At 73.2% G+C, this 19,496-nt stretch carries 21 protein-coding genes, 1 tRNA gene and 1 pseudogene; 11 read left to right on the forward strand and 12 right to left on the reverse strand.

Going from position 1 to position 19,496, the window contains the following annotated elements:
• Nucleotides 1-61 precede the first annotated feature (61 nt).
• Complete coding sequence (locus ML5_RS09920; RefSeq protein WP_013284910.1) at nt 62-1,042, forward strand: sporulation protein; 981 nt, start codon at nt 62-64, stop codon at nt 1,040-1,042.
• 61 nt (nt 1,043-1,103) lie between these two features.
• Here ML5_RS09920 and ML5_RS09925 read toward each other — a convergent pair whose 3' ends face one another.
• A complete protein-coding gene (locus ML5_RS09925) occupies nt 1,104-1,478 on the reverse strand; it encodes a hypothetical protein (RefSeq protein WP_013284911.1) in 375 nt (124 codons plus the stop codon).
• A gap of 285 nt (nt 1,479-1,763) precedes the next feature.
• Here ML5_RS09925 and ML5_RS09930 point away from each other — a divergent pair, with 285 nt between their 5' ends.
• A complete protein-coding gene (locus tag ML5_RS09930) occupies nt 1,764-2,186 on the forward strand; it encodes a hypothetical protein (RefSeq protein ID WP_041784166.1) in 423 nt (140 codons plus the stop codon).
• An 803-nt stretch (nt 2,187-2,989) separates the two neighbouring features.
• Here the strand turns inward: ML5_RS09930 and ML5_RS09935 are convergent.
• On the reverse strand, nt 2,990-5,209 hold the full coding sequence (locus ML5_RS09935) for an AAA family ATPase (protein ID WP_236619434.1): 2,220 nt from the start codon (nt 5,207-5,209) through the stop codon (nt 2,990-2,992).
• A gap of 241 nt (nt 5,210-5,450) precedes the next feature.
• Entirely contained in the window at nt 5,451-6,560 is a 1,110-nt protein-coding gene (locus tag ML5_RS09940; RefSeq protein WP_013284914.1) for a sigma-E factor regulatory protein RseB domain-containing protein, read from the reverse strand.
• A 95-nt stretch (nt 6,561-6,655) separates the two neighbouring features.
• Between ML5_RS09940 and ML5_RS09945 the strand changes: the two genes are divergently transcribed.
• Nucleotides 6,656-7,312, forward strand: coding sequence for a response regulator transcription factor (locus ML5_RS09945; protein ID WP_013284915.1), 657 nt, complete (start codon nt 6,656-6,658; stop codon nt 7,310-7,312).
• Nucleotides 7,309-8,712 (forward strand): cell wall metabolism sensor histidine kinase WalK, encoded by a 1,404-nt coding sequence (locus ML5_RS09950; protein ID WP_013474581.1) that lies wholly within the window; start codon nt 7,309-7,311, stop codon nt 8,710-8,712. The genes ML5_RS09945 and ML5_RS09950 overlap by 4 nt, the downstream gene beginning before the upstream one ends.
• Before the next feature lie 4 nt (nt 8,713-8,716).
• On the opposite strand, the gene ML5_RS09955 is transcribed toward ML5_RS09950, so the two are convergent.
• Both ML5_RS09955 and ML5_RS09960 read right to left on the reverse strand, forming a co-directional pair.
• Complete coding sequence (locus ML5_RS09955; RefSeq protein WP_013474582.1) at nt 8,717-10,279, reverse strand: tetratricopeptide repeat protein; 1,563 nt, start codon at nt 10,277-10,279, stop codon at nt 8,717-8,719.
• 48 nt (nt 10,280-10,327) lie between these two features.
• Complete coding sequence (locus ML5_RS09960) at nt 10,328-10,798, reverse strand: MarR family winged helix-turn-helix transcriptional regulator (RefSeq protein ID WP_013284918.1); 471 nt, start codon at nt 10,796-10,798, stop codon at nt 10,328-10,330.
• A 50-nt stretch (nt 10,799-10,848) separates the two neighbouring features.
• Here ML5_RS09960 and ML5_RS09965 point away from each other — a divergent pair, with 50 nt between their 5' ends.
• Together ML5_RS09965 and ML5_RS09970 are read left to right on the forward strand one after the other, a co-directional pair.
• The gene (locus ML5_RS09965) at nt 10,849-11,370 is read left to right on the forward strand and encodes a VOC family protein (RefSeq protein ID WP_013474583.1); all 522 of its coding nucleotides are present in this window, start codon (nt 10,849-10,851) and stop codon (nt 11,368-11,370) included.
• A 48-nt stretch (nt 11,371-11,418) separates the two neighbouring features.
• Entirely contained in the window at nt 11,419-12,321 is a 903-nt protein-coding gene (locus ML5_RS09970) for a hypothetical protein (protein WP_013474584.1), read from the forward strand.
• On the opposite strand, the gene ML5_RS09975 is transcribed toward ML5_RS09970, so the two are convergent.
• Together ML5_RS09975 and ML5_RS09980 are read right to left on the reverse strand one after the other, a co-directional pair.
• Nucleotides 12,287-12,805: a potassium channel family protein gene (locus ML5_RS09975; RefSeq protein WP_013284921.1), complete on the reverse strand. Its 519-nt coding sequence runs from the start codon at nt 12,803-12,805 to the stop codon at nt 12,287-12,289. The two genes, ML5_RS09970 and ML5_RS09975, sit on opposite strands and share 35 nt — an antisense overlap.
• A gap of 112 nt (nt 12,806-12,917) precedes the next feature.
• Entirely contained in the window at nt 12,918-13,097 is a 180-nt protein-coding gene (locus ML5_RS09980; protein ID WP_013284922.1) for a DUF4236 domain-containing protein, read from the reverse strand.
• Nucleotides 13,098-13,470: 373 nt separating this feature from the next.
• On the opposite strand from ML5_RS09980, the gene ML5_RS09985 reads away from it, so the two are divergent.
• Nucleotides 13,471-14,034 carry a flavin reductase family protein gene (locus tag ML5_RS09985; RefSeq protein WP_013284923.1) on the forward strand — a complete coding sequence of 188 codons (564 nt, stop codon included), beginning with the start codon at nt 13,471-13,473 and terminating at the stop codon, nt 14,032-14,034.
• Entirely contained in the window at nt 14,031-14,642 is a 612-nt protein-coding gene (locus tag ML5_RS09990; protein ID WP_013474585.1) for a malonic semialdehyde reductase, read from the forward strand. Before ML5_RS09985 ends, ML5_RS09990 begins: the two co-directional genes overlap by 4 nt.
• A 1-nt stretch (nt 14,643) precedes the next feature.
• Here ML5_RS09990 and ML5_RS09995 read toward each other — a convergent pair whose 3' ends face one another.
• Nucleotides 14,644-15,099 carry an Rrf2 family transcriptional regulator gene (locus ML5_RS09995; RefSeq protein WP_013284925.1) on the reverse strand — a complete coding sequence of 152 codons (456 nt, stop codon included), beginning with the start codon at nt 15,097-15,099 and terminating at the stop codon, nt 14,644-14,646.
• Nucleotides 15,100-15,106: 7 nt separating this feature from the next.
• Entirely contained in the window at nt 15,107-16,024 is a 918-nt protein-coding gene (locus ML5_RS10000) for a helix-turn-helix transcriptional regulator (protein ID WP_013284926.1), read from the reverse strand.
• 187 nt (nt 16,025-16,211) lie between these two features.
• On the opposite strand from ML5_RS10000, the gene ML5_RS10005 reads away from it, so the two are divergent.
• Nucleotides 16,212-16,988 carry a glucose 1-dehydrogenase gene (locus tag ML5_RS10005; protein ID WP_013474586.1) on the forward strand — a complete coding sequence of 259 codons (777 nt, stop codon included), beginning with the start codon at nt 16,212-16,214 and terminating at the stop codon, nt 16,986-16,988.
• Between the two features lie 74 nt (nt 16,989-17,062).
• Here the strand turns inward: ML5_RS10005 and ML5_RS10010 are convergent, their stop codons facing one another.
• On the reverse strand, nt 17,063-17,494 hold the full coding sequence (locus ML5_RS10010) for an SsgA family sporulation/cell division regulator (RefSeq protein WP_007457244.1): 432 nt from the start codon (nt 17,492-17,494) through the stop codon (nt 17,063-17,065).
• Nucleotides 17,495-17,767: 273 nt separating this feature from the next.
• Between ML5_RS10010 and ML5_RS10015 the strand changes: the two genes are divergently transcribed.
• Nucleotides 17,768-18,307 (forward strand): TIGR02611 family protein, encoded by a 540-nt coding sequence (locus tag ML5_RS10015; protein ID WP_187690206.1) that lies wholly within the window; start codon nt 17,768-17,770, stop codon nt 18,305-18,307.
• Nucleotides 18,308-18,357: 50 nt separating this feature from the next.
• Nucleotides 18,358-18,429: transfer RNA gene (locus tag ML5_RS10020), tRNA-Val, on the forward strand.
• Nucleotides 18,430-18,507: 78 nt separating this feature from the next.
• On the opposite strand, the pseudogene ML5_RS31460 reads toward ML5_RS10020, so the two are convergent.
• Together ML5_RS31460 and ML5_RS10025 are read right to left on the reverse strand one after the other, a co-directional pair.
• A pseudogene (locus tag ML5_RS31460) lies at nt 18,508-18,913 on the reverse strand (tyrosine-type recombinase/integrase); the annotation flags it as partial.
• Nucleotides 18,914-19,160: 247 nt separating this feature from the next.
• Complete coding sequence (locus tag ML5_RS10025; protein ID WP_013474588.1) at nt 19,161-19,478, reverse strand: hypothetical protein; 318 nt, start codon at nt 19,476-19,478, stop codon at nt 19,161-19,163.
• Between the last annotated feature and the right edge of the window lie 18 nt (nt 19,479-19,496).

The raw sequence follows: 19,496 nt of genomic DNA on the forward strand, positions 1-19,496 counted from the left end.
AGGGTGCCCTGACGAAGTGCCCGACGGTCCATGTCGGAGCGCAGTTGCACGGGAGTGACCGATGGTCTTCAAGAAGATGTTGAGCGCGTTCGGCGTGGGCGGCCCGACCGTCGACACGGTGCTCAGCAACCCGAACACCCGGCCGGGCCTGACCCTGGACGGGCACGTGAACCTGGTCGGCGGCGACGCGCCGGCCCGCATCGAGCAGATCAACATCGGTCTGGTGACCCGGGTCGAGATCGAGAGCGGCGACCACGAGTTCGCGGGCGTGATGGAGTTCCACCGGATGCCGGTCAGCGGCGCCTTCGAGCTGGCCCCGAAGCAGCAGCTCTCCATCCCGTTCCAGATGCCGGTGCCGTGGGAGACCCCGATCACCGACGTGTACGGCCAGCGCCTGCACGGCATGACCATGGGCCTGCGCACCGAGCTGGCGGTGGCCCGCGCGGTCGACAAGTCGGACCTGGACCAGGTGTCCGTGCACCCGCTGCCGATCCACGAGCGGATCCTGGAGGCGTTCCAGGCGCTCGGCTTCCGGTTCAAGCACGCCGACCTGGAGCGGGGTCACATCTACGGCGTGCCGCAGACGCTGCCGTTCTACCAGGAGATCGAGTTCTTCGCCGCGCCGCAGTACGCGCAGACCGTCACCGAGGTCGAGCTGACGTTCGTGACCAGCCAGCAGGGCGTCGAGGTGATCCTGGAGTGCGACAAGCGCGGCGGCTTCCTCAGCCCCGGGCACGACGTCATCGGCAGGTACTCGATTCCGCACAGCGACGCCGCCCGTACCGACTGGGTGCAGGTCGTCGACGGCTGGCTGCGGGAGACCACCGGCCGCTACGGCAGCCTGCGGGCCCAGGGCTTCGGAATGCCGCACGGCGGCGGCCACGGCTACCCGGGTCACCACGGCCACGGGCGGCGCGGCCCGGGCATGGGCGGCGTGGTCGCGGGCGCCGCGCTCGGTGTCGCCGGCGGCATGATCGCCGGTGAGATGCTCGATGACGCGTTCGACGGCGGCGACGACTTCGGGGACTTCGGCGGGGAGTGAGCACATGCGACGACGCCCCCGGGACGGATCCCGGGGGCGTCGCCGTTAGCGCGGCGGGGGGTCAACGCCCCCGGCGCTCCTTGCCGGAGCGACGCGCGCTGCCCGCCTTCGACAGGCCACGGCTGACCAGGTACGCGCCGGTCAGCGCGGTCAGGTACCACCAGGCCTGGTTCGGGTTGTTGATGTTCAGGCCGTTGGTGGCGGCGCCTCGCCAGAACGCGGCGATCACGACGACCGCGACCGCTGCGGCGTACACCCAGAACTCGGTGGTCAGGAACGCCTGCTTCGTCTCCGTACCCGGGGACGGCATGTTCTCCCGGTGACCGTCGTGCATCGACGGCATCTGCCGGGTCGACGTGTCCTGCATGCTCGACCGGTTCTGGACGTCGGACATCGGCCGGTTCATCGGCCTGGTGGATGCAGCCTGCGTGCTCATCTGGTCCTCCTCAGGATTTGATGAGTCGTTAACCTGCACACCCTCGCCCCGCTACCGCAGGTCGGCCACGGCGCGGTTCGCGCTCTGTGGCGGGGGCACCCTGGGTCTACCCGGGGCCGGAGACAAGGTAACCGCCGGTCACCGTCGAATGGCCGTCGCGCTCGGCTCGCGGCCGGAACCGGACACCGGGGCGCACACCGGTCCTCCCGCCGCCGGTTCCGGTTTCAGCCATCCGCCCTCGGGCACGCAACACCGATACCCCGAGAGAGCTGCGAGGTGGTTGACGTGCGTGAGGACGACATGCGGCAGGACGCCGCCCGGCAGGCTGAGCAGCGGGTCGCCGGAGGCGTGTACGGCGAGGGCGCGCTGGACGAGGTCACGGTGCCCCAGACCGACGTCGAGCGGATGCGGCAGGAACTCGACCCGGACGACCCGGCGGACGTACCCGTCGACCCGACGGTGCTGCGCGACGGCGGACCGACCCGGGGTCAGGGAGCGGTGACCACGACAGGTGGCACCGCCGGCCCGGCGAGTGTGCGCCGGCTGGCCCGCCAGCCCGAGAAGCACCCGGGCAAGGTGGCGCCGACGACGACCGGTGACGCGAGCACGGGTGGTTTGAGTACCCCGGCCGGCGGCTCCACGAGCGACAACTCGGCCACGGGTGCCCAGGTGGGCAACTTCACCAACAACCGCCCCAACCCAGGCTGACTGAGTCACGGCGGGGACGGCGGGACGGCCTCCGGCCGCCCCGCCGTCCCGTGTCTGCGCTTCCCCTCCCCAGCCCCGTTCCCGGTGTGATGTCCACTTCGTGCGGACGCTGCCGTCGCCACCTCGGGGATGTGGTGTGGTCAGAGCGGGCGTGACATAGCAACGTCCCCGGTCTGGCGCGCGCGTCGCCACTTCGGCGAAGTGGCTTGTTCGCCCGACCCGCTCCCGCCCTACCCGACCGTGGGGCGTTCTCCCGGCTCGCGCTGACGGCGTCCCGCCACGTCGGGGAAGTGGTGCGGTCGGGGTGGATGGGATGTAGCCGTTTCCCCGAGGTGGTGCACGCGTCGCCACTTCGGGGAGGTGGTGTGGTCGAGGCGCAGGGTGCCGCCACTTCCCGATCTGGTGCACGCGTCGCCACCTCGGGGAAGTGGTGTGGTCAGAGCGGGCGTGACATAGCAACGTCCCCGATCTGGCGCAGGCGTCCGCCAGTTCCCCGATCTGGCGCGAACAGGCCGACGGAACACGCGCCTAACCCGGCACACACCCCGCCCTCACTCGCCGATCTTGCACTCTCGGCCCGAAAGATGTCCGCTTTGTCGATCCTTCCGGGGCCGCAACTCCATGATCGCGGAGCAGGGGCAGGGGGGCGAGGAGCGCGGGAGGGTGCGCCGGCGGGACGTGGGGCAGCACGTGCCCGGGCCGGTCGATCATGAAGTTGACGGCGGAAATGGAGATCGACATCGCCGTCAACTTCATGATCGACGGGGCAGAGGGCGGGCGGAGGGCGGGTGGAGGGGGGGGAGTTAGGGGGTGCGGAGGATGCCTAGGCGCTGGGTGGCTCTTGTCAGGGCCACGTAGAGGTCGCTGTGGCCCCTTGGGGACTCGGAGACGATCCGGGCCGGGTCGACCACCAGCACCGAGTCGAACTCCAGGCCCTTCGCCTGCTCGGTGGTCAGCACCACGATCCGGTTCGCCAGCTCCGGCTGCTCGCCCACCGTCGCCTCCGGCAGCGCCGCCACCACCGCGCCGCCCAGCTCGGCCACCCGCCCGGTCGGCACCAGCACGCCGAGCCGCCCGTCTCCGAGCGACGCGGCCTCCTGGGCCGTCGCCTCGACCAGCTCCGTCACCAGCCGGTCCGCCGGTACGGTCCGGTCCCACGGCGGTACGCCGGTGGCGCGTACCGAGCGGGGTGGCCGCAGCGCCGGGTCGATCTCGGCCAGCACGTCGGCGGCGACCGCCATGATCTCGGCCGGGGTGCGGTAGCTGACAGTCAGCTCCTCCAGCCGCCACCGGTCCGCCACGTACGGCGCCAGCGCCTCGCCCCACGACGGCGTGCCAGCGAGCGCACCGGTCTGCGCCACGTCGCCGACGATCGTCATGGACCGGCTCGGGCAGCGGCGCATCAGCAGCCGCCAGGCCATCGGCGACAGCTCCTGCGCCTCGTCCACGATGACGTGCCCGAACGCCCAGTTCCGGTCGGCGGCGGCGCGCTGGGCGGTGGTGAGCCGGTCGGACTCCTCCTGCCGCTCGGAGAGCCGGTCCGCGTCGATCAGGTCGGTGACGCCGAGGATCTCACCGCCGTCGGCCTCGTCCTCCACGTCGATGGAGCGGGAGCCGCGCCAGATCTCCAGCACGCCCTCGGCGTACTCGCGTTCCAGCGCCCGGATCCGCTCCCGGCGGGCCACGGCGGCACGCTCGTCCTCGCCGAGCAGTTCGGCGGCCTCGTCCAGCAGCGGCACGTCGGCTGGCGTCCAGCCGCCCGGCTCGCGGTGCAGCGCGGTCCGCTCGTCGTCGGTGAGCATCGGCGCGGCGGTGGCGATCCGCTCCGGCGAGGCGTACAGGTCGGCGAGCAGGCGTTGCGGGGTGAGCACCGGCCACAGCTCGTCCAGCGCGGCCCGGATCTCCGGCTCCTCGCGCAGCTCGCGGCGGATCTCCGCGCGGTCGGCCTCGGAGAGCAGGTTGTCCCCGCCCAGCGGGTCGGCGCCGATCCGCTCGGCCACCTGGTCGGCGAGCGCGTGCACGATCTCCACGTCGAACAGCGCGCGGGCCAGGTTGTGCGGGCGGCCGGTGCGGCGTACCCGGTCCCGGGCCTGCCGTACGGTCTCCAGGTCGAGCGTCAGCACCTCCCGCTGCGGCAGTTCGATGGTGACCGGCTCGTCGGGCACCCACTGCCGGTCGCGGACCGCGGCGGCCAGCACCTCGGCCAGCACCGCGCGGCCCTTCAGCGCCGCGGTGGTGGCCGGCTCCGCGCGGCGGGCGTGTACGCCGGGGAACAGGTCGGCCTGGGTACGCAGCAGCACGCCGGTCTCGGCCAACGTGGGCAGCACCTGGGAGATGTAGCGCAGGAACGTGGCGTTCGGGCCGACCAGCAGCACGCCGCGGGTGGAGAGCTGCTGGCGGTGGGTGTAGAGCAGGTACGCGGCCCGGTGCAGCGCCACGGCCGTCTTGCCGGTGCCGGGGCCGCCCTGGACCACCATCACGCCGGGCAGGTCGGCGCGGATGATGCGGTCCTGCTCGGCCTGGATGGTCTCGACGATGTCGCGCATCCGGCCGGTGCGCCCGGCGTTGAGCGCGGCGAGCAGCGACGCCTCGCCGGTCACCTCCTCGTGCGCGGTGGGGGAGGCGGCGGCGATGTCGAGCACCTCGTCGTTGAGCCCGGTCACCTTCCGGTCCCGGGTGCGCAGGTGGCGCCGGCGGCGTACGCCCTGCGGGTTGGCGGCGGTGGCCAGGTAGAACGGCCGGGCGGCGGGGGCGCGCCAGTCCATCAGCAGCGGGTCGTAGTCGCCGGACGAGTCGAAGATCCCGATCCGGCCGATGTAGCGGACCGCGCCGTCGTCGCCGTCGAGGCGGCCGAAGCACAGGCCGCTCTCCACAGCGGAGAACTGTTCGACCTGGTCGGCGTACATCGCGACTGTCGAGTCGCGCTGCGAGCGGGCCTGCTGCGTGCCACCGGTGTGGCGCAACTCCTCGTCGAGCCGCCGGGCGGCCTGTTCCCGCATGCCGTCCAGCCGGTCGTACAGCATCGAGACGTATTCCTGTTCCCGGCCGATCTCGTCGTCCTGGCGCAGGTCAGCCGACACGTCGGAGTGCGTTGACAATCCGGCTCCTCATTGACTAAAATTGCCGCAGGAATGGCATTCAGAAGCCATTCCTTTTCTGTGCCTGAACTGAGAAAGATAGCGCGTCGGCAGCCACCAGACCAAGCCCGGACACGACTCGGGGCCCGGCCGGCGTCAGCCGGCCGAGCCCCGGGCACGGCGATTCTCAGCCCTTTGCGGCCTCGTAGAGCCGCTCCGGCGTGACCAGACCGGCGATCACCCGGCCGTCGTCGGTCAGCAGCACGCTGAACAGCTTGCCGCTGAGCAGCCGGCCGCTGCCCCAGTCGCCGCTGACCTTCGGCAGGTCACCGAGCACCTGCCCCAGCATCTGGGCATCCGGCGCGTCCGCGCCGGGCTTCGCGCCGCCGCCGGTCGCCGCGTCGCCGATCTTGGCGACCACCACTGTGGTCCAGCCGGTGCCGACGGTACGGACGTCCGGCTTCTCGGCGTCCTTCTTCTCGAACCGCTTACCGGCCGGTCCGGGCCGCTCGCCCTCGGTCGCCTCGGTGACCTTAACGCCGGGCGGCGGGTTGAACCGGAACTGGTCGGCCTCCGGCGTGCGGAAGTCGACCTGGGTGAACGCCACCTGGAACGCCGGCTCGTCCTGCCCGTCGGCGAGCACCTGCAGGCGCAGCGGCACGTGCTCCTTCGCGTCGAGTGCGATCCGGACCTGGTGGACCAGTGACGCCTTGTCGCGCGGCGTGAGCACCAGCTCGTACGCGTCCCGCCCGGCGACCGTTGCGGTGCGGCCGACGGTGACCGCGGTGGTCGGGTCGATCGCCTCCAGCGCCCGGTCCGCGGCGTCGGCCGGGGTGGCCGGCACGGTGGCCCGCTCCGGCGCGTCGGCCGGCAGCTTCCGGTGCGTCGCGGTGTTCTCCCGGCTGTTCCAGGTCCAGACGTCGCGCCCGTTGCGCAGGATGTCCTGCTCGCCGAGCGTGTCGACCAGCGCGAGCCGCTGCCGGTCCTCGCCGCCGTACCAGACGCGCAGCGTGTGCGTACCGGAGACCAGGCCGGCCAGGTCGTTGCCGGTGGCCTGGCCGGCGAGCGCGGCGATCGGCGGCAGGCCGAGGTCGGCGCGCTGCACCACGGTGCCGGAGAGCCCGTCCAGGCGGGACGTGCGCAGGTCTTCCAGGAGCTGGGCGGCGCTGCGCGGCGGCAGCGCCGGGTCGGCGCCGGCGGCGAACGTGCCGACGGCGGCGCCACCGCCGATCACGGCGACCCCCGCGGTCACCGGGACCAGCCAGCGCAGCACGGCGCGGTTCTTCATCACTGACATAGTGTGCACCTCCTGCGCTCCATGCTGCGCGACCGTCGCTGTGACCACGCTGAGGAGATCCCCTACGGGTGACCCCATGGTGGCACCCTTGACCGGTGCGGTTGCTGGTGGTGGAGGACGAGACGCGGCTCGCGGCGGCGCTGCGCCGGGGCCTGTCGGCGGAGGGTTTCGTGGTCGACGTGGCGGCCACGGGCCCGGACGGGCTGGACGCGGCCCGGCACGGCGAGTACGACGCGATGATCCTCGACGTGATGCTGCCCGGTTTGTCCGGGTACGAGGTGGTCCGCCGGCTGCGCGCCGAGCAGCGCTGGCTGCCGGTGCTGATGCTGTCGGCCAAGGACGGCGAGTACGACCAGGCCGACGGCCTGGACTGCGGCGCCGACGACTACCTGACCAAGCCCTTCTCGTACGTGGTGCTGCTGGCCCGCCTGCGGGCGTTGCTGCGCCGCGGCGCGCCCCGGCGGCCGACCGTGCTCACCGTCGGCGACCTGCGCCTGGACCCGGCCCGCCGCCGGGTCACCCGGGCCGACACCGAGGTGGTGCTGACCAGCCGCGAGTACGCGCTGCTGGACTACCTGATGCGCCGCCCCGGCGAGGTGGTCTCCAAGACCGAGCTGCTGGACCACGTCTGGGACGCCTCGGTCGACACCGCGCCGAACGCGGTGGAGGTCTACGTCGGCTACCTGCGCCGCAAGATCGGCCGGGAGCGGCTGGAGACGGTACGCGGCGCCGGTTACCGGCTGGCCACATGAGCCGGTGGGTACGCGGCCCGCTGCCGCGGCTGGGCCTGCGGGCGCGGCTGCTCGCGCTGGGCGTGCTGGGGCTGGCGGTCGGGTTCGCGTTCGGCGGGGCGCTGCTGCTGGGCGCGCTGGGCTGGACGCTGCAACGGTCGGTCGACGAGGAGGCGCTGCGTACCGCCGACGCGGTCGCGTTGCTGGCCGCCGAGGACGCGCTGCCGGACCCGCTGCCTGTCGCGGGCGGTCAGTTGCGGGTGCAGGTGGTCGACGCGCAGGGCCGGATCCGGGCCGCCTCGATCGACGCGGACCGCCTCGTGCCGATGCTCGGCCCGGACGAGCTGCGTCCCGGGCAGCGGCAGCGGCTGGTGGTGGACGGGCGGCGCGCCGGCATGCCCGGCCCGGTCCGGGTGGTCACGGTGCCGGCCGGCACGGCGCAGGAGCCGCGTACGGTGCTGGTCGCCAAGTCGCTCACCGACGTGCGGCACAGCCTGCACGTGGTCCGCAACCTGCTGCTCGTGGGCTTCCCGCTGCTGGTGGCGGGGCTCGGCGTGGTGGCCTGGCGGGTGGTGGGCGCGACGTTGCGCCCGGTCGAGCAGTTGCGCAGCGGCGCCGCCGAGATCACCGGGCGGGCCGGGGCGGAGCGGCTGCCCGTACCGGCCGGGCAGGACGAGATCCACCGGCTCGCGGTCACGCTCAACGACATGCTGGACCGGCTGGCCGCGTCCCGGGACCGCCAGCGCGCGTTCGTCGCCGACGCCGCGCACGAGCTGCGCAGCCCGCTGACGAACATGCGTACCGAGCTGGAGGTGGCCCGGCGTCTCGGCGGCGACACCGACTGGCCGGCGGTCGCCGACGACCTGCTCGCCGACACGGAGCGGCTGAGCCGCCTGGTGGACGACCTGCTGCTGCTGGCCCGCCTCGACGAGCAGGACGCCCGGCCGTCCCCGGTCGGCCCGGTGGAGCTGGGGGAGCTGCTGCGCGGTGTGGCCGCCCGCTACCCGTCGCCGCCGGTCCGGCTGACGCCGCCGGATGCGCCCCGATGGGTGGAGGGGGACGCGGGGGAGCTGCGCCGGGTGCTGGTGAACCTGGTGGACAACGCGCTGCGGCACGCGTACTCGGCCGTGGAACTGGCCGTGAGCGGGCCGGACGGGGCGTACCACCTGATCACGGTGACCGACGACGGGCCGGGCATCCCGGCGGCGGACCGGGAGCGGGTGTTCGCCCGGTTCACCCGGCTCGACGACGCGCGGGCCCGCGACGCGGGCGGCGCGGGCCTGGGCCTGGCCATCGTGCGTGAGCTGGTACGGCGGGCCGGCGGCACGGTGGAGCTGGCCGACGCGACGCCCGGCGCCGCCGCGCCGGGGCTGCGCGCGACGGTACGGCTGCCCGCGCTGGCCGAGCCGGACGCGGAGTGAGCGGTCAGCGGCGGCGCTTGGTGCAGACCGGGCCGGTGCGCGCGACCGTGTCGGTGGACCAGACGAGTGCCACAGTGAAGCAGTAGTCGGTGGTGCGGTCGAGCCCGTAGGCGATGTAGTCGGCCGACCCGGCGGGCAGCGTCGCGAACGTGCCCTGCGGCTGCCCGGACCGGCCCCCGGCGACCACCACCGGCCCTTCCGCGCCGGCCGGGTACGTCCAGCTCAGCACGATGCTGTCGCGTCGGTCGGTGAGTGTGAACCTTCCGGGCGGCGTGCCAGGCTTGGCGGCTGCGGGAGTGGACGGCACGGGACCGGCGGAGGTGGGCGGCGGAGCGCTGGTGGCCGGTGGCGGGGCGTCGCGGCCGTCGTCCACCCGGGACACCCCGGCGATCACCGCGACGGTGCCGAGCAGCAGCGCCACCGCGACGCCGAGCACCACGAGCGGCAGCCAGGGCCGGGCGCGCCGCTCCGCGACGGGTGGCCGGGGCACGTGCACCGGCAGGTAGCGCGACGGCGGCTCTGGTGGGGGCGGCGGCACTCGGCGTACCCCGGCCTGGTCGTCGGCGAGACCGACCACTGTGGGCGGCAGCGGGTCGGCGTCCGGGCGCCACGGCTGCTCGGCCGGCTCGTCGGGCGGCCACGGGTAGTCGTCGAACCCGTCGGCCTCCGGCGCGGTACGCGGCGTCGGCACGTGCGCGGTCTCGGCGGCCCGTCCGGGTGGGTGGTAGAGCGGCGTCTCGACCGGTTCGTCGAGCGCGGGCGGCGAGTACGGCGGCAGGTCGTGCGGCCCTTCGGCGGGCGGGGGCACCCGGGCGGCGGGCACCACAGGCGTGGTCCGGGCGGGCGGCGGCTCGGGAGCCGGGGCGGGCGCGGGGCAGACGTGGTCCGGGTCGGCGGCGGCGCGGGCCAGCCCGGCCACCTGCGCGGCGAGCGGGTCGTCGGAGTCCAGGTGCAGCCGGCACAGCTCCTCGGCGAGCGTCAGGTGCTCGTGCGAGTCGGCGTACCGGCCGCAGTCGCGTTCCATCGCGCCGAGCTTCGCCAGCATCTTGATGCCGCTGGGGTGACCGTCGCCGTAGACCTCCCGGTGCAGCTCCCAGGCGTCCTGCAACCGGTCGCGGGCCACCTCGCACTGGCCGCGCGCGTACTCCACGGTGGCCAGGTCGGCGTGCGCGGCGAGCACCCGCTGCGACTCCGGGCCGTCGCGGGCGGTCAGCTCGATGATGACGTCGGAGTAGAGCCGGGCCGCCCGGGCGTCGCTGCCGACCCGGTGCAGCACCGCGGCGAGCGTCGCGGCGGCGGTGACGGTGCGCTCGTCGGAGCGGCCGAACAGCCGGGTGGCCGCCGCGTACGCGAACGCGGCCCAGCCACGGGCGGAGTGCGGCTCGCCGAGCGCGACCAGCACCCGGGCCTGGAGGCCGGCTGCCTCGGCCAGCTCGGGGGAGGCGTTGCCGGGTCGGGGATCCGCGTCGCTGAGCGCGTCGGCGAGCAGCCGTTGCGCGCCGTCGAGGTCGCCTTCGGACACCAGTTGGTGCGCCTGGACGGTCAGGTCAGCGAAGCCGGAGGACACGCCCCATCGTGCTCGTCCGGCGACGGTATGTACAAGACCCGCAGTGGATCAGTTTGGTCCCGAATCCGTCAGGTGGTCGGCGAGCGTCTCGCTGATCCGGCGGAGCTGGTCGACCTGGGCCGGGCTGAGCGCGTCGAACAGGTGCCGGCGTACCCCCTCGACGTGGCCGGGCGCGGCGGCGGCCAGGGTGGCGAAGCCCTCGTCGGTGAGTACGGCGACCTGCCCGCGCCGGTCGGTGGGGCAGTCCTCCCGGCGGATCCAGCCGGACGCCTCCAGCCGGGCGGCGGCGTGCGACAGCCGGCTGCGCGAGGAGCCGGTCAGCTCGGCCAGCTCGCTCATCCGCAGCCGCCGGCCGGGGGCCTCGGAGAGGCGGACAAGGATCTCGTAGTACGCGTGCGGCATGCCCGCGTCGTGTTGCAGCTCGCGGTCGAGTGTCTCCATCAGCGCCCGGGAGGCGGTCAGGAAGGCGCGCCAGGTCCGCTGCTCGTCGGGGTCCAGCCACCGGGTCATGACGCCCATCATAGCGCCGATAGTTGAACGCTCAACAAAATGGGGGTACGGTCGGTGGCATGGGCATCCACCGACTCAACCACGCCGTCCTCTACGTCAGTGACCTGGAGCGCAGCGTCGCCTTCTACAGCGACGTGCTGGGCTTCCGCCGGGTCCCGATGACGCCCGAGGGCTTCCGCGGCGCCGCCTTCCTCCAGGCGCCCGACTCCACCAACGACCACGACCTCGGGCTGTTCGAGATCGGCGCGGCGGCCGGGGCGTCCCAGGCCAGCCGGGCCACCGTCGGGCTCTACCACCTGGCCTGGGAGCTGGACACGCTCGACGAGCTGGGCGCGACCGCCGAGCGGCTCTCCGCCGCCGGAGCGCTGGTCGGCGCGTCCGACCACGGCACCACCAAGAGCCTCTACGGCCGCGACCCGGACGGCCTGGAGTTCGAGATCGTCTGGATCGTCCCGGCCGACCTGCTGGACGACGCCGCGCTCGCCGCGCGTACCCGCATCGGGCGGCTCGACCTCGACCGCGAGCGGCAGCGCTACGGCGGGCAGACGCGCGGCGGCGTCGGCATCTCCGTCCCGGTCTGAGCGGGGTTCACGGCCGGGCCCGCCGCGCCGTGCGGTAGAAACGGCACCATGTCCACCGACGCCGTTCTGCGCGAGCTGCTCGTCCGCCGGCTCGACCACTGGCTCCCCGCCGCGCTGCACCGGGCGCGGCGGGCCACGCTCGCGCTCGCGTACGCCGGAGGTGACGCCACCGGCGCCGAGGAGGCGTTGCGGGTGGTGGCCGAGTTCGCCGACCGGCTGCGCGGGCGGCGCCTGACCGTGCTGGTCGTGGCCGACGACGGCACCGACCTGCCGGTACGCCTCGGCGCCGCCGAGGCCGCCCTGCCCGCCGACGTCGCCGTGCACCTCGTGCCCGGCGGCCCGGACCGGCTGCCGGTGGCGCTCAAGGCGGCCGGTGCGGCAGGTGCGCCGCTGCTCACAGTGGCCGACGGCGCCGACCCGAACCCGGCCCTGCTCGCCGCCGCCGCGTCCGGGCGCCCGGCCGAACTGCTGCTCGTCACCGCGCCCGGCCGTTCGCTGCGCCCGGCGCTCACCGACGCCGGGTTCCCGCTCGTCACCGAGGTCGAGCTGGTGCCCGACGGGGACGGCCCGGCACGGCTGCTCGGCTACGGCACCGGCTCCGACCACGGGCTGGAGGCGGTCAAGGAGGCGCTCTGGGCGGTCGACGAGTACGCCGGCGTGCGCTACCGCGACCCGGCCGACCCGCAGGGCCGGCTGCTCGACATCTCGCTCGACCCCGAGCCCGGCCCGCTGCGCCGGGAACTGCTGGCCGAGCTGGCCCGCTCCGGCCCGCGTACGGTCACCGAGCTGCGCCGCTTCGCCACCACCTCGACCGTCTACCGGGCCGCCGACGTCAACCGGGCGCTGACCTCGCTGCTCGCCTCGGGCGCGGTGACCCGCGACCCGGAGCACGGCCGGCTCGGCGGGGACGTGACGATCAGCGCCGTCCCGACCGCTGGGTCATCTGCTTGACCACTATCGACGCCCCGGTGGCGACCACACCGATGCTGAACACCATCTGCGCGCACACCGCCACCCGGGCGATCTGACCCTGGGCGTGCACGTCGCCGTACCCGACTGTGGTGAGCGTCGCGAGTGCGAAGTAGAGCGCGTCGACGCGGGTCCGCAGGCCGACGAACTCCCCGGGCCGGGTGTTCGCCACCACGTAGTCGCCGAGCGCGAAGACCAGCAGCCCGGCGATCAGCGCGACCGCGAGCCGGGTCAGCGCCCGGTCCTCGTCCCGGCCGGTCGGCTGGTCCCGGACGAGCTGGCGGCGGACCTGGCCGGTGACCAGGAACGCGATCACCCCCACCAGGACCGCCGTGCCGATCGAGCGCAGGGCCAGCCGCAGGCCGTTCGGATCGGCCTCGACCGGCACCAGGAAGTAGCCGACCAGCATGAGGGCGCAGGCCGCGACGGCCCGCCGTCGCAACCGCCGCAGGGACACGTCCGCCATGCGGCGATTCTCCGGTCACCGGGACGCCGTGGTCGGCGGAACCGCGAACCCGGCCGGTACGACGATCGGGGCGCCGGCGTTGTCGCCGGCGCCCCGATCCACGTCCGGGTGGTCAGGCCCGGGTCTTGTCCTGCTTCCAGGACAGCGGCCCCGGAAGGTCCACGCGGTGGGCGCGGGTGTTCGAGTTCCAGGACCAGCGGCCGATCTTGATGCTCCACGACGAGAAGCCGTTCTGGGTGAAGTGGAGGATCAGCGGTCCGTACTTCTTGCGCTTGCGGAACTGGACGCCCATCGGGGGTGCCTCCTTCGTCTCCCTGCCTCTGCGGTCTGGAACATGCCCGGTTCGACGATTCGCGAAACCATGCCCGGTCCGCTCTGGACGGTGGGACCGCCACCCGGCAAAATCTCTATCCAACGGGTAGGTGTTAAGGAGTCGTAAATGCTGGTGGTGGCGGGTAGTAACAATGCCAGCGACGAAAGTCTCACTCTTTGGAAGGGCGTTGACCGGCGCGGAGAGCGGTCGGCAGCATGAGTGCTGGTCGCCCCGCATCGCATCCCTCATCCGGGGGTATCGGGAGAGAACACCGTGCCGCCGCTGCTACCCCTGGACTGGAGGCTCTCGTGGACCGGTTGCACTCACCGTCGCGCCGACAGCTGGTGGCGTCGTGACCACCGTGGACCGGCCCGGCGCCGCCACCGTCGAGCTGCGCCCGGTCGACGTCGACTCGTTCCGCGGCCTGCTGCGCCGCCAGGCGTCCACGGTCACCGTCGTCACCACACCGGGCCTGCGCGGCAACCGGATGCGGCCGGACCTGCCGCCGGCCGGCTTCACCGCCACCTCGTTCACGTCGGTGTCGCTCGACCCGCCGCTGGTCTCGGTCTGCCTGGGCCGCGCGTCGTCGAGCTGGCCCACAGTCGAGCAGGCCGAACACGTCGCGGTGCACCTGCTCGCCTCCGGCCAGCAGGAGATCGCGCAGATCTTCGCCACCAGCGGCATCGACAGGTTCACCGCCCACCCGGGCTGGACCATCGGGCCGTTCGGCGTGCCGCTGATCGGCGACGCGCTCGCAGTGCTGCTGTGCCGGGTCGTGCGCCGGATCGAGGCGGGCGACCACACCATCCTGCTCGGCGAGCCGCTCGCGCTCGGCGCGGGTGAGGACGGCGACCCGCTGCTGCACCACCGGGGCGGCTACACCACCACGCTCGGCGACTGGCCCGAGGCGTGGTGACCGCCGCCGCCGACGACCTGATCGCGCTCGACCGGGCCGCCCAGGACCTGCTGTTCCGGGCCGCCCGCACCGCCAACGCGTTCACCGACGAGCCGGTCGCCGACGAGCAGGTCCGCGCCGTCCACGACCTGATCCGGTACGGCCCGACAGCGATGAACGGCCAGCCGCTGCGGGTGCTGCTGCTGCGCTCCGCCGAGGCGCGGGCGCGGCTGCTGCCGTACGTCAGCGCCGGCAACCGGGACAAGACGGCGACCGCACCGCTGACCGCCGTGCTCGCCGCCGACGTGGACTGGCACGACCGGCTGCCCGAACTGTTCCCGCACCGCCCCGGCGCCCGCGACTGGTTCACCGGCGACCCGGCCGGCCGGGAGGCGCAGGCCCGGTTCAACGCCGCGCTCCAGATCGGCTACCTGCTGGTCGGCGTACGCGCCGCCGGGCTGGCCGCCGGACCGATGGCCGGATTCGACGCCGCAGGCGTGGAACGCGAGTTCTTCCCCGGCGGGCGGCACCGGGTGCTGCTGCTGATGAACATCGGCCGCCCGGCGCCGGACGCCTGGCGGGAACGGCTGCCGCGCCTGCCCTACGAGGAGGTCGTCGGCACGCTGTGAATCAGCGCGGCTCCCACGCGTCCGGCTGCGCGGTCAGCTTGCGCACGTGAGCCGGCAGCCGGCCGCTGACCAGCTCGTCCAGGCTCACCTCGTCGACCACCCGGCGCACCGACGCGCGTACCGCCACCCAGAGGCGGGGCAGATTCTCCGCCGCCCCCTCGTACCGGGTCTCCTCGGGGCGCAGCCCGCGTACCCCCGCGAGCGGACCGTCGACGGCGCGCAACACGTGCCCGATGGTGATCTCCCGCGGCGGCCGGGCCAGCGTGTAGCCGCCCTCGGCGCCGCGCTGGGCCCGGACGACCCCGGCCCGGCGCAGGTCGGCCAGCACCGCCTCGAGGAACTTGCGCGGCATGTCCTGCTCCGCCGCGATGGCCTGGGTGGACAGCAGGGTGGGGTACGCGGTGGCCAGGCTCAGGGCTGCCCGGACCGCGTAGTCGCCGCGCGCGGAGATCTGCACAGTGCCATCATGCCTGGCCGCCCGGCACGGGGGAGTCGGCGGGCGGCCGGGGTCGCACCAGACGGACGGCCAGCGGGCGCTCGCGCTCGGCCCGGAACGTCCCCGGGCTCACCCCGACCTCGCGGGTGAAGAAGCGGCCGAAGTTCGTCGGCTCGGGAAAACCCAGCTCCCGGCCGATCGCGGCGATCGACTCGTCGGTGGCGGCGAGCAGCCGGCACGCCTGCAACGCCACCCGCTCGTCGATCACCTGCTTGGCGCTGCGGCCGGTCACCGCCAGGCAGGCCCGGGTCAGGGTACGCACCGAACAGCCGATCTGGGCGGCGTAGTCCTCCACCCGGCGGGTGTGCCGGTAGCCGCGTTCCACCTCGCGGCACAGCCGCCGGAACGTCTCCGTCTCGGCCCGGGGCGTCGCGCCGTCGCCCGGGTGCGGCAGCAGGCTCAGCCGCAGCAGCAGCACGGCGAGCTGGTGGCGCAGCAGCGCCGCGGCGGCCGGCACCAGCGCGTGCCGGTCGGCGTCCACGGCGAGCTGGCTCACCTCGCTGATCACCGCGTCCTCGTCCTCGCCGGCGAGCTGACGGTGGGCGGGCACCGCGTCCGGGTCGACGTCGAGGCCGCGCAGCGCGTCCGGCCGCCAGCTCACCACAGTCGCGTCGAGCTGGGCGCCGACGAACCGCAGCGCCTGGCCGGGATGCGCGCGCAGCAGCGTGCCCGGACGGCAGGGGACGGGCCGGAAGTCCAGCTCGGCGGTGCCGTGGCCGTGAGTGACCAGGATCAGCAGATCGCGGTCGAGCAGGACCGGGCGGGGCCAGCCGGGCTCGGCGGCGAGGTCGCCGAGCACACCGGTGACGATCTCGTCGGTGCCGGGGCGGAACTCCGGCAGGCCGGTGCGGGTGGCCGGGGAGGGCTGACCGGTAGTGACCATCATCCCGACGGTAACCGGCCCGCGCGCACGTTGCATCTCGACGGTTTCACCCGCTCGGGCCGCTCTTGTCGGCAGCCGAGCCGGACGGTTAGGTTACCGATCGGTAAGACCCGGGCCGGCGTGCGCTCCGCACCCGGCCACGCGGCCCCGGCCGACCGGCCCGCGGCCGGAAGACGGCGATGGGATGGGCATGACGGATCTGTTCTCGGTCGACGGCAAGACGGTCCTGGTCACAGGCGGCTCACGCGGGATCGGGCTGATGATCGCGCGGGGCTTCGTCCGGGCCGGCGCCCGGGTGATCATCTCCTCGCGCAAGGCGGACGTGTGCGAGTCGGTCGCCAAGGAACTGTCCGCCGAGGGCCACTGCGAGGCGATCCCCGCCGACCTGGGCAGCGACGCGGGCGCGCTGGCGCTCGCCGAGGCCGTGCGGGAGCGCCACGACCGGCTCCACGTGCTGGTCAACAACGCCGGCGCCACCTGGGGTGCGCCGTTGGAGGAGTACCCGGAGGGCGCCTTCGACAAGCTCTGGGCGGTGAACGTCAAGGCCGTCTTCCGACTCACCACCGCGCTGCTGCCGCAGCTGCGCGCCGCAGCAGGCGCCGACGACCCGGCCCGCGTGATCAACATCGGGTCGATCGACGGCATCCGGGTGCCGTGGATGGAGGTGTACGCGTACTCGGCCACCAAGGCGGCCGTGCACATGCTCACCCGCGGCCTCGCCCACCAGCTCGCCGGCGAGCAGATCACAGTCAACGCGATCGCGCCCGGACCGTTCGAGAGCAAGATGATGGCGTTCGCGCTGGACGACCCGGACTCGCGCGCGGCCATCGAGCAGCAGGTGCCGCTGGGCCGGATCGGCCGCCCCGAGGACATGGCGGGCACCGCGATCTACCTGGCGTCGCGGGCGGGCGCATACCTGACCGGAGCGGTCATCCCGGTCGACGGCGGGATCACCACGCGCGGCTGACGCGTACCCCGGGTTGGAGACGGGCCGGGGCCGCGCGGACTCGGCAGATCCGCGCGGCCCCGGGTGTCGCCGTGTCAGCGACCGGCCAGCAGCCGGTTCACCGCGGTGTCGACGTCCAGGTGCTCGGCCTCGCGGCCGCGTGGGACGACGACGTAGGTCCGGCGCAGGAAGCGCACCAGCACGCTGCGCGGAACCTCGAACAGGGCGTTGCCGTCCGGCGACGACAGCGCCAGCGCGACGAAGTCGCCGCGCGGGGTGGCCCACGGCCAGACCCGCACATCACCGATGCCGGCCGGCTCGTCGAGCCCGGTGACCAGCAGTTCGCGAGCGAACGACCAGCTCACCGCCTCGCCGCCGGCGGACTCGGCATGGAACAGGACATGGACCGCATACGGGTCAGCAGGGTCGTAACGCAGACTGGCACGCACCGGCAAGGCGGTGGCGTCAGGCGCGACGAGCCTTAGCGACGTCTCGACCTCTACGGTCGTCGGTCGGATGACACTCATGGACGTTCTCCCCCCGGCACCGCTGCGGAACGCGCGTGTCCCGCTTTTCCCATACTCAGGTGCTGCTCCTGGCTACGCTCCGCCATACGCTGACTTCACCCAGTGGTGGGAAGGGGTTCCGAAAGCCCTCGGGACCACCTGGCCCCGCGTAGAATTTCCGGTTCCGCCCACTCCGTCGTTCCGCCCGGCAACGGGTGGTTCAGTCGTCGACTTACTCCGGTAACGTCCAGTCGTGAGCAGGGGTGACGGTCCCGCGCGACACTGGGGGTGGAAATGGTCACGAGGGGCTCCTCGGTGACGTCGCGGACCACGGCCGAATCGCCGAAAGGTGCGGCCCGAGCAGCCGAAAGTCGGGGGTACGAGGTGCCGGTGGAAGGGCGGTCGCAAGGCGCTCTCATGGAGCAGCGCCGGCGGCGACGGGGCTGGCGCGGACGCCTGCACACCACGCTCGACCTCATCCGCGCCAACCCCACCGGCCGCGTCGCCCTGAAGATCTTCATCGGCATCCTCGGCGCCATCGTCGTCACAGTCGGCATCGCGCTGATCCCGCTACCAGGGCCCGGCTGGCTGCTGGTCATCGCCGGCCTCGGCGTCTGGGCGGTCGAGTTCCACTGGGCGCGACGGCTGCTCGCTTTCACCCGCCGGCACGTCAACTCCTGGACGCGCTGGGTGAAGATGCGGTCGCTGGGCGTGCGGTTCGTGCTCGGCGCGGTCGGGCTCGCGTTCGTGTCGGTGGTGGTGTGGCTGTCGCTCAAGTACAGCTTCGGCATCGACGTGGTGGCGGAGGCGCTGCACTACCTCGCGACGCACTGAGGCCCGGTTTTTGGTCCAGGCGGGTGATCGGGTAGAGTCATGCGCGCTGAGGGCGATTAGCTCAGCGGGAGAGCGCTTCGTTCACACCGAAGAGGTCACTGGTTCGATCCCAGTATCGCCCACGCAGGTCAAAGGCCACTTCCCGGCTTCGGGAGGTGGCCTTTCTGGTTGCGTACAGCAGCTTTGTACAGCAGTTCTCGTCAGCGGCTCAGGGAGTCGCCGAGGCGCTTGAGCGCTTCTCTCGTCTTTGTCGATGTGACCTGCGTGTAGATCTCCATCGTTACGGAGAAGCGGGCGTGCCTGAGCACCTGCATGGCGACTCTGGGATGGACGTCGAGGTCGGCCAGGAGCGTGGCGCAGGTGCGCCGGGCGTCGTGGACGGTGATCGGCTTGACGCCTGCCTTGTCGCACCGCGTCTGCCAGGAGCGTTGGAGGTTGCGGGGCTCGATCGGGTGTGCCGTAGCGGGTGGTGAAGACGAGGTCGGTTTCGTGCCACGCCTTGCCGGCGGCTGCTCTCGCCTCGTCGCGTTGTTCGCTCCGCAGTTTCAGGGCCGTTAGGCAGATGTCGGGCAGGGGGAGGGTGGCGTCGGACGCCTGGGTCTTGGACGGCAGGCAAAGGTCGTGCTGGGCCGCTCAACGGATTCGGAGAGCCGGTATATCGGCCGGTGGGATCGAGAGCCGACGGGGCGTGGCCCGCATCAGCGGCAGGAAGGCCGCCCGGCATCTCCGGCGTCGAGTCCAGCGATCCGGTAGGAAGCCGCGCTGGCGTGGCGATGAGGGCCGGAGTAGCACCGGGTGCCGACACGTCAACGTGCCGTGAAACTGCCGTCGAGCCAATCAGGCTCGGCGTTGCCTACAGAGCGATGCGGTTGACGACCGATCGCTGGACCGGACCGGTGTACTCGGTGAGCCTGAAGCGGCGATGCGCATCCGTGGGATGAACGGTGACGGCGACAACGCTCTCGTCTTCGAATCGCAGCGCGAAGACGGGGTCGAGTTCGCACAGGAATGCAAACGCCTCGCGGTCTTCGTCGCTGTCGCTGACCAGGCGACCATTCGCCTCCCAGCCGCCGGTAGCGGCGGCGATCACGACGGCCACCTCGACGCTGTCGAGCAGAGTGGACGAGTTCGCCCACCAGTCCAGCCAGCACCGGCCCTCGAAGCGGTCCATGCCGTCATCCTTTCAGGG

This window comes from Micromonospora sp. L5 (assembly GCF_000177655.2).
GTDB classification, from domain to species: domain Bacteria; phylum Actinomycetota; class Actinomycetes; order Mycobacteriales; family Micromonosporaceae; genus Micromonospora; species Micromonospora aurantiaca.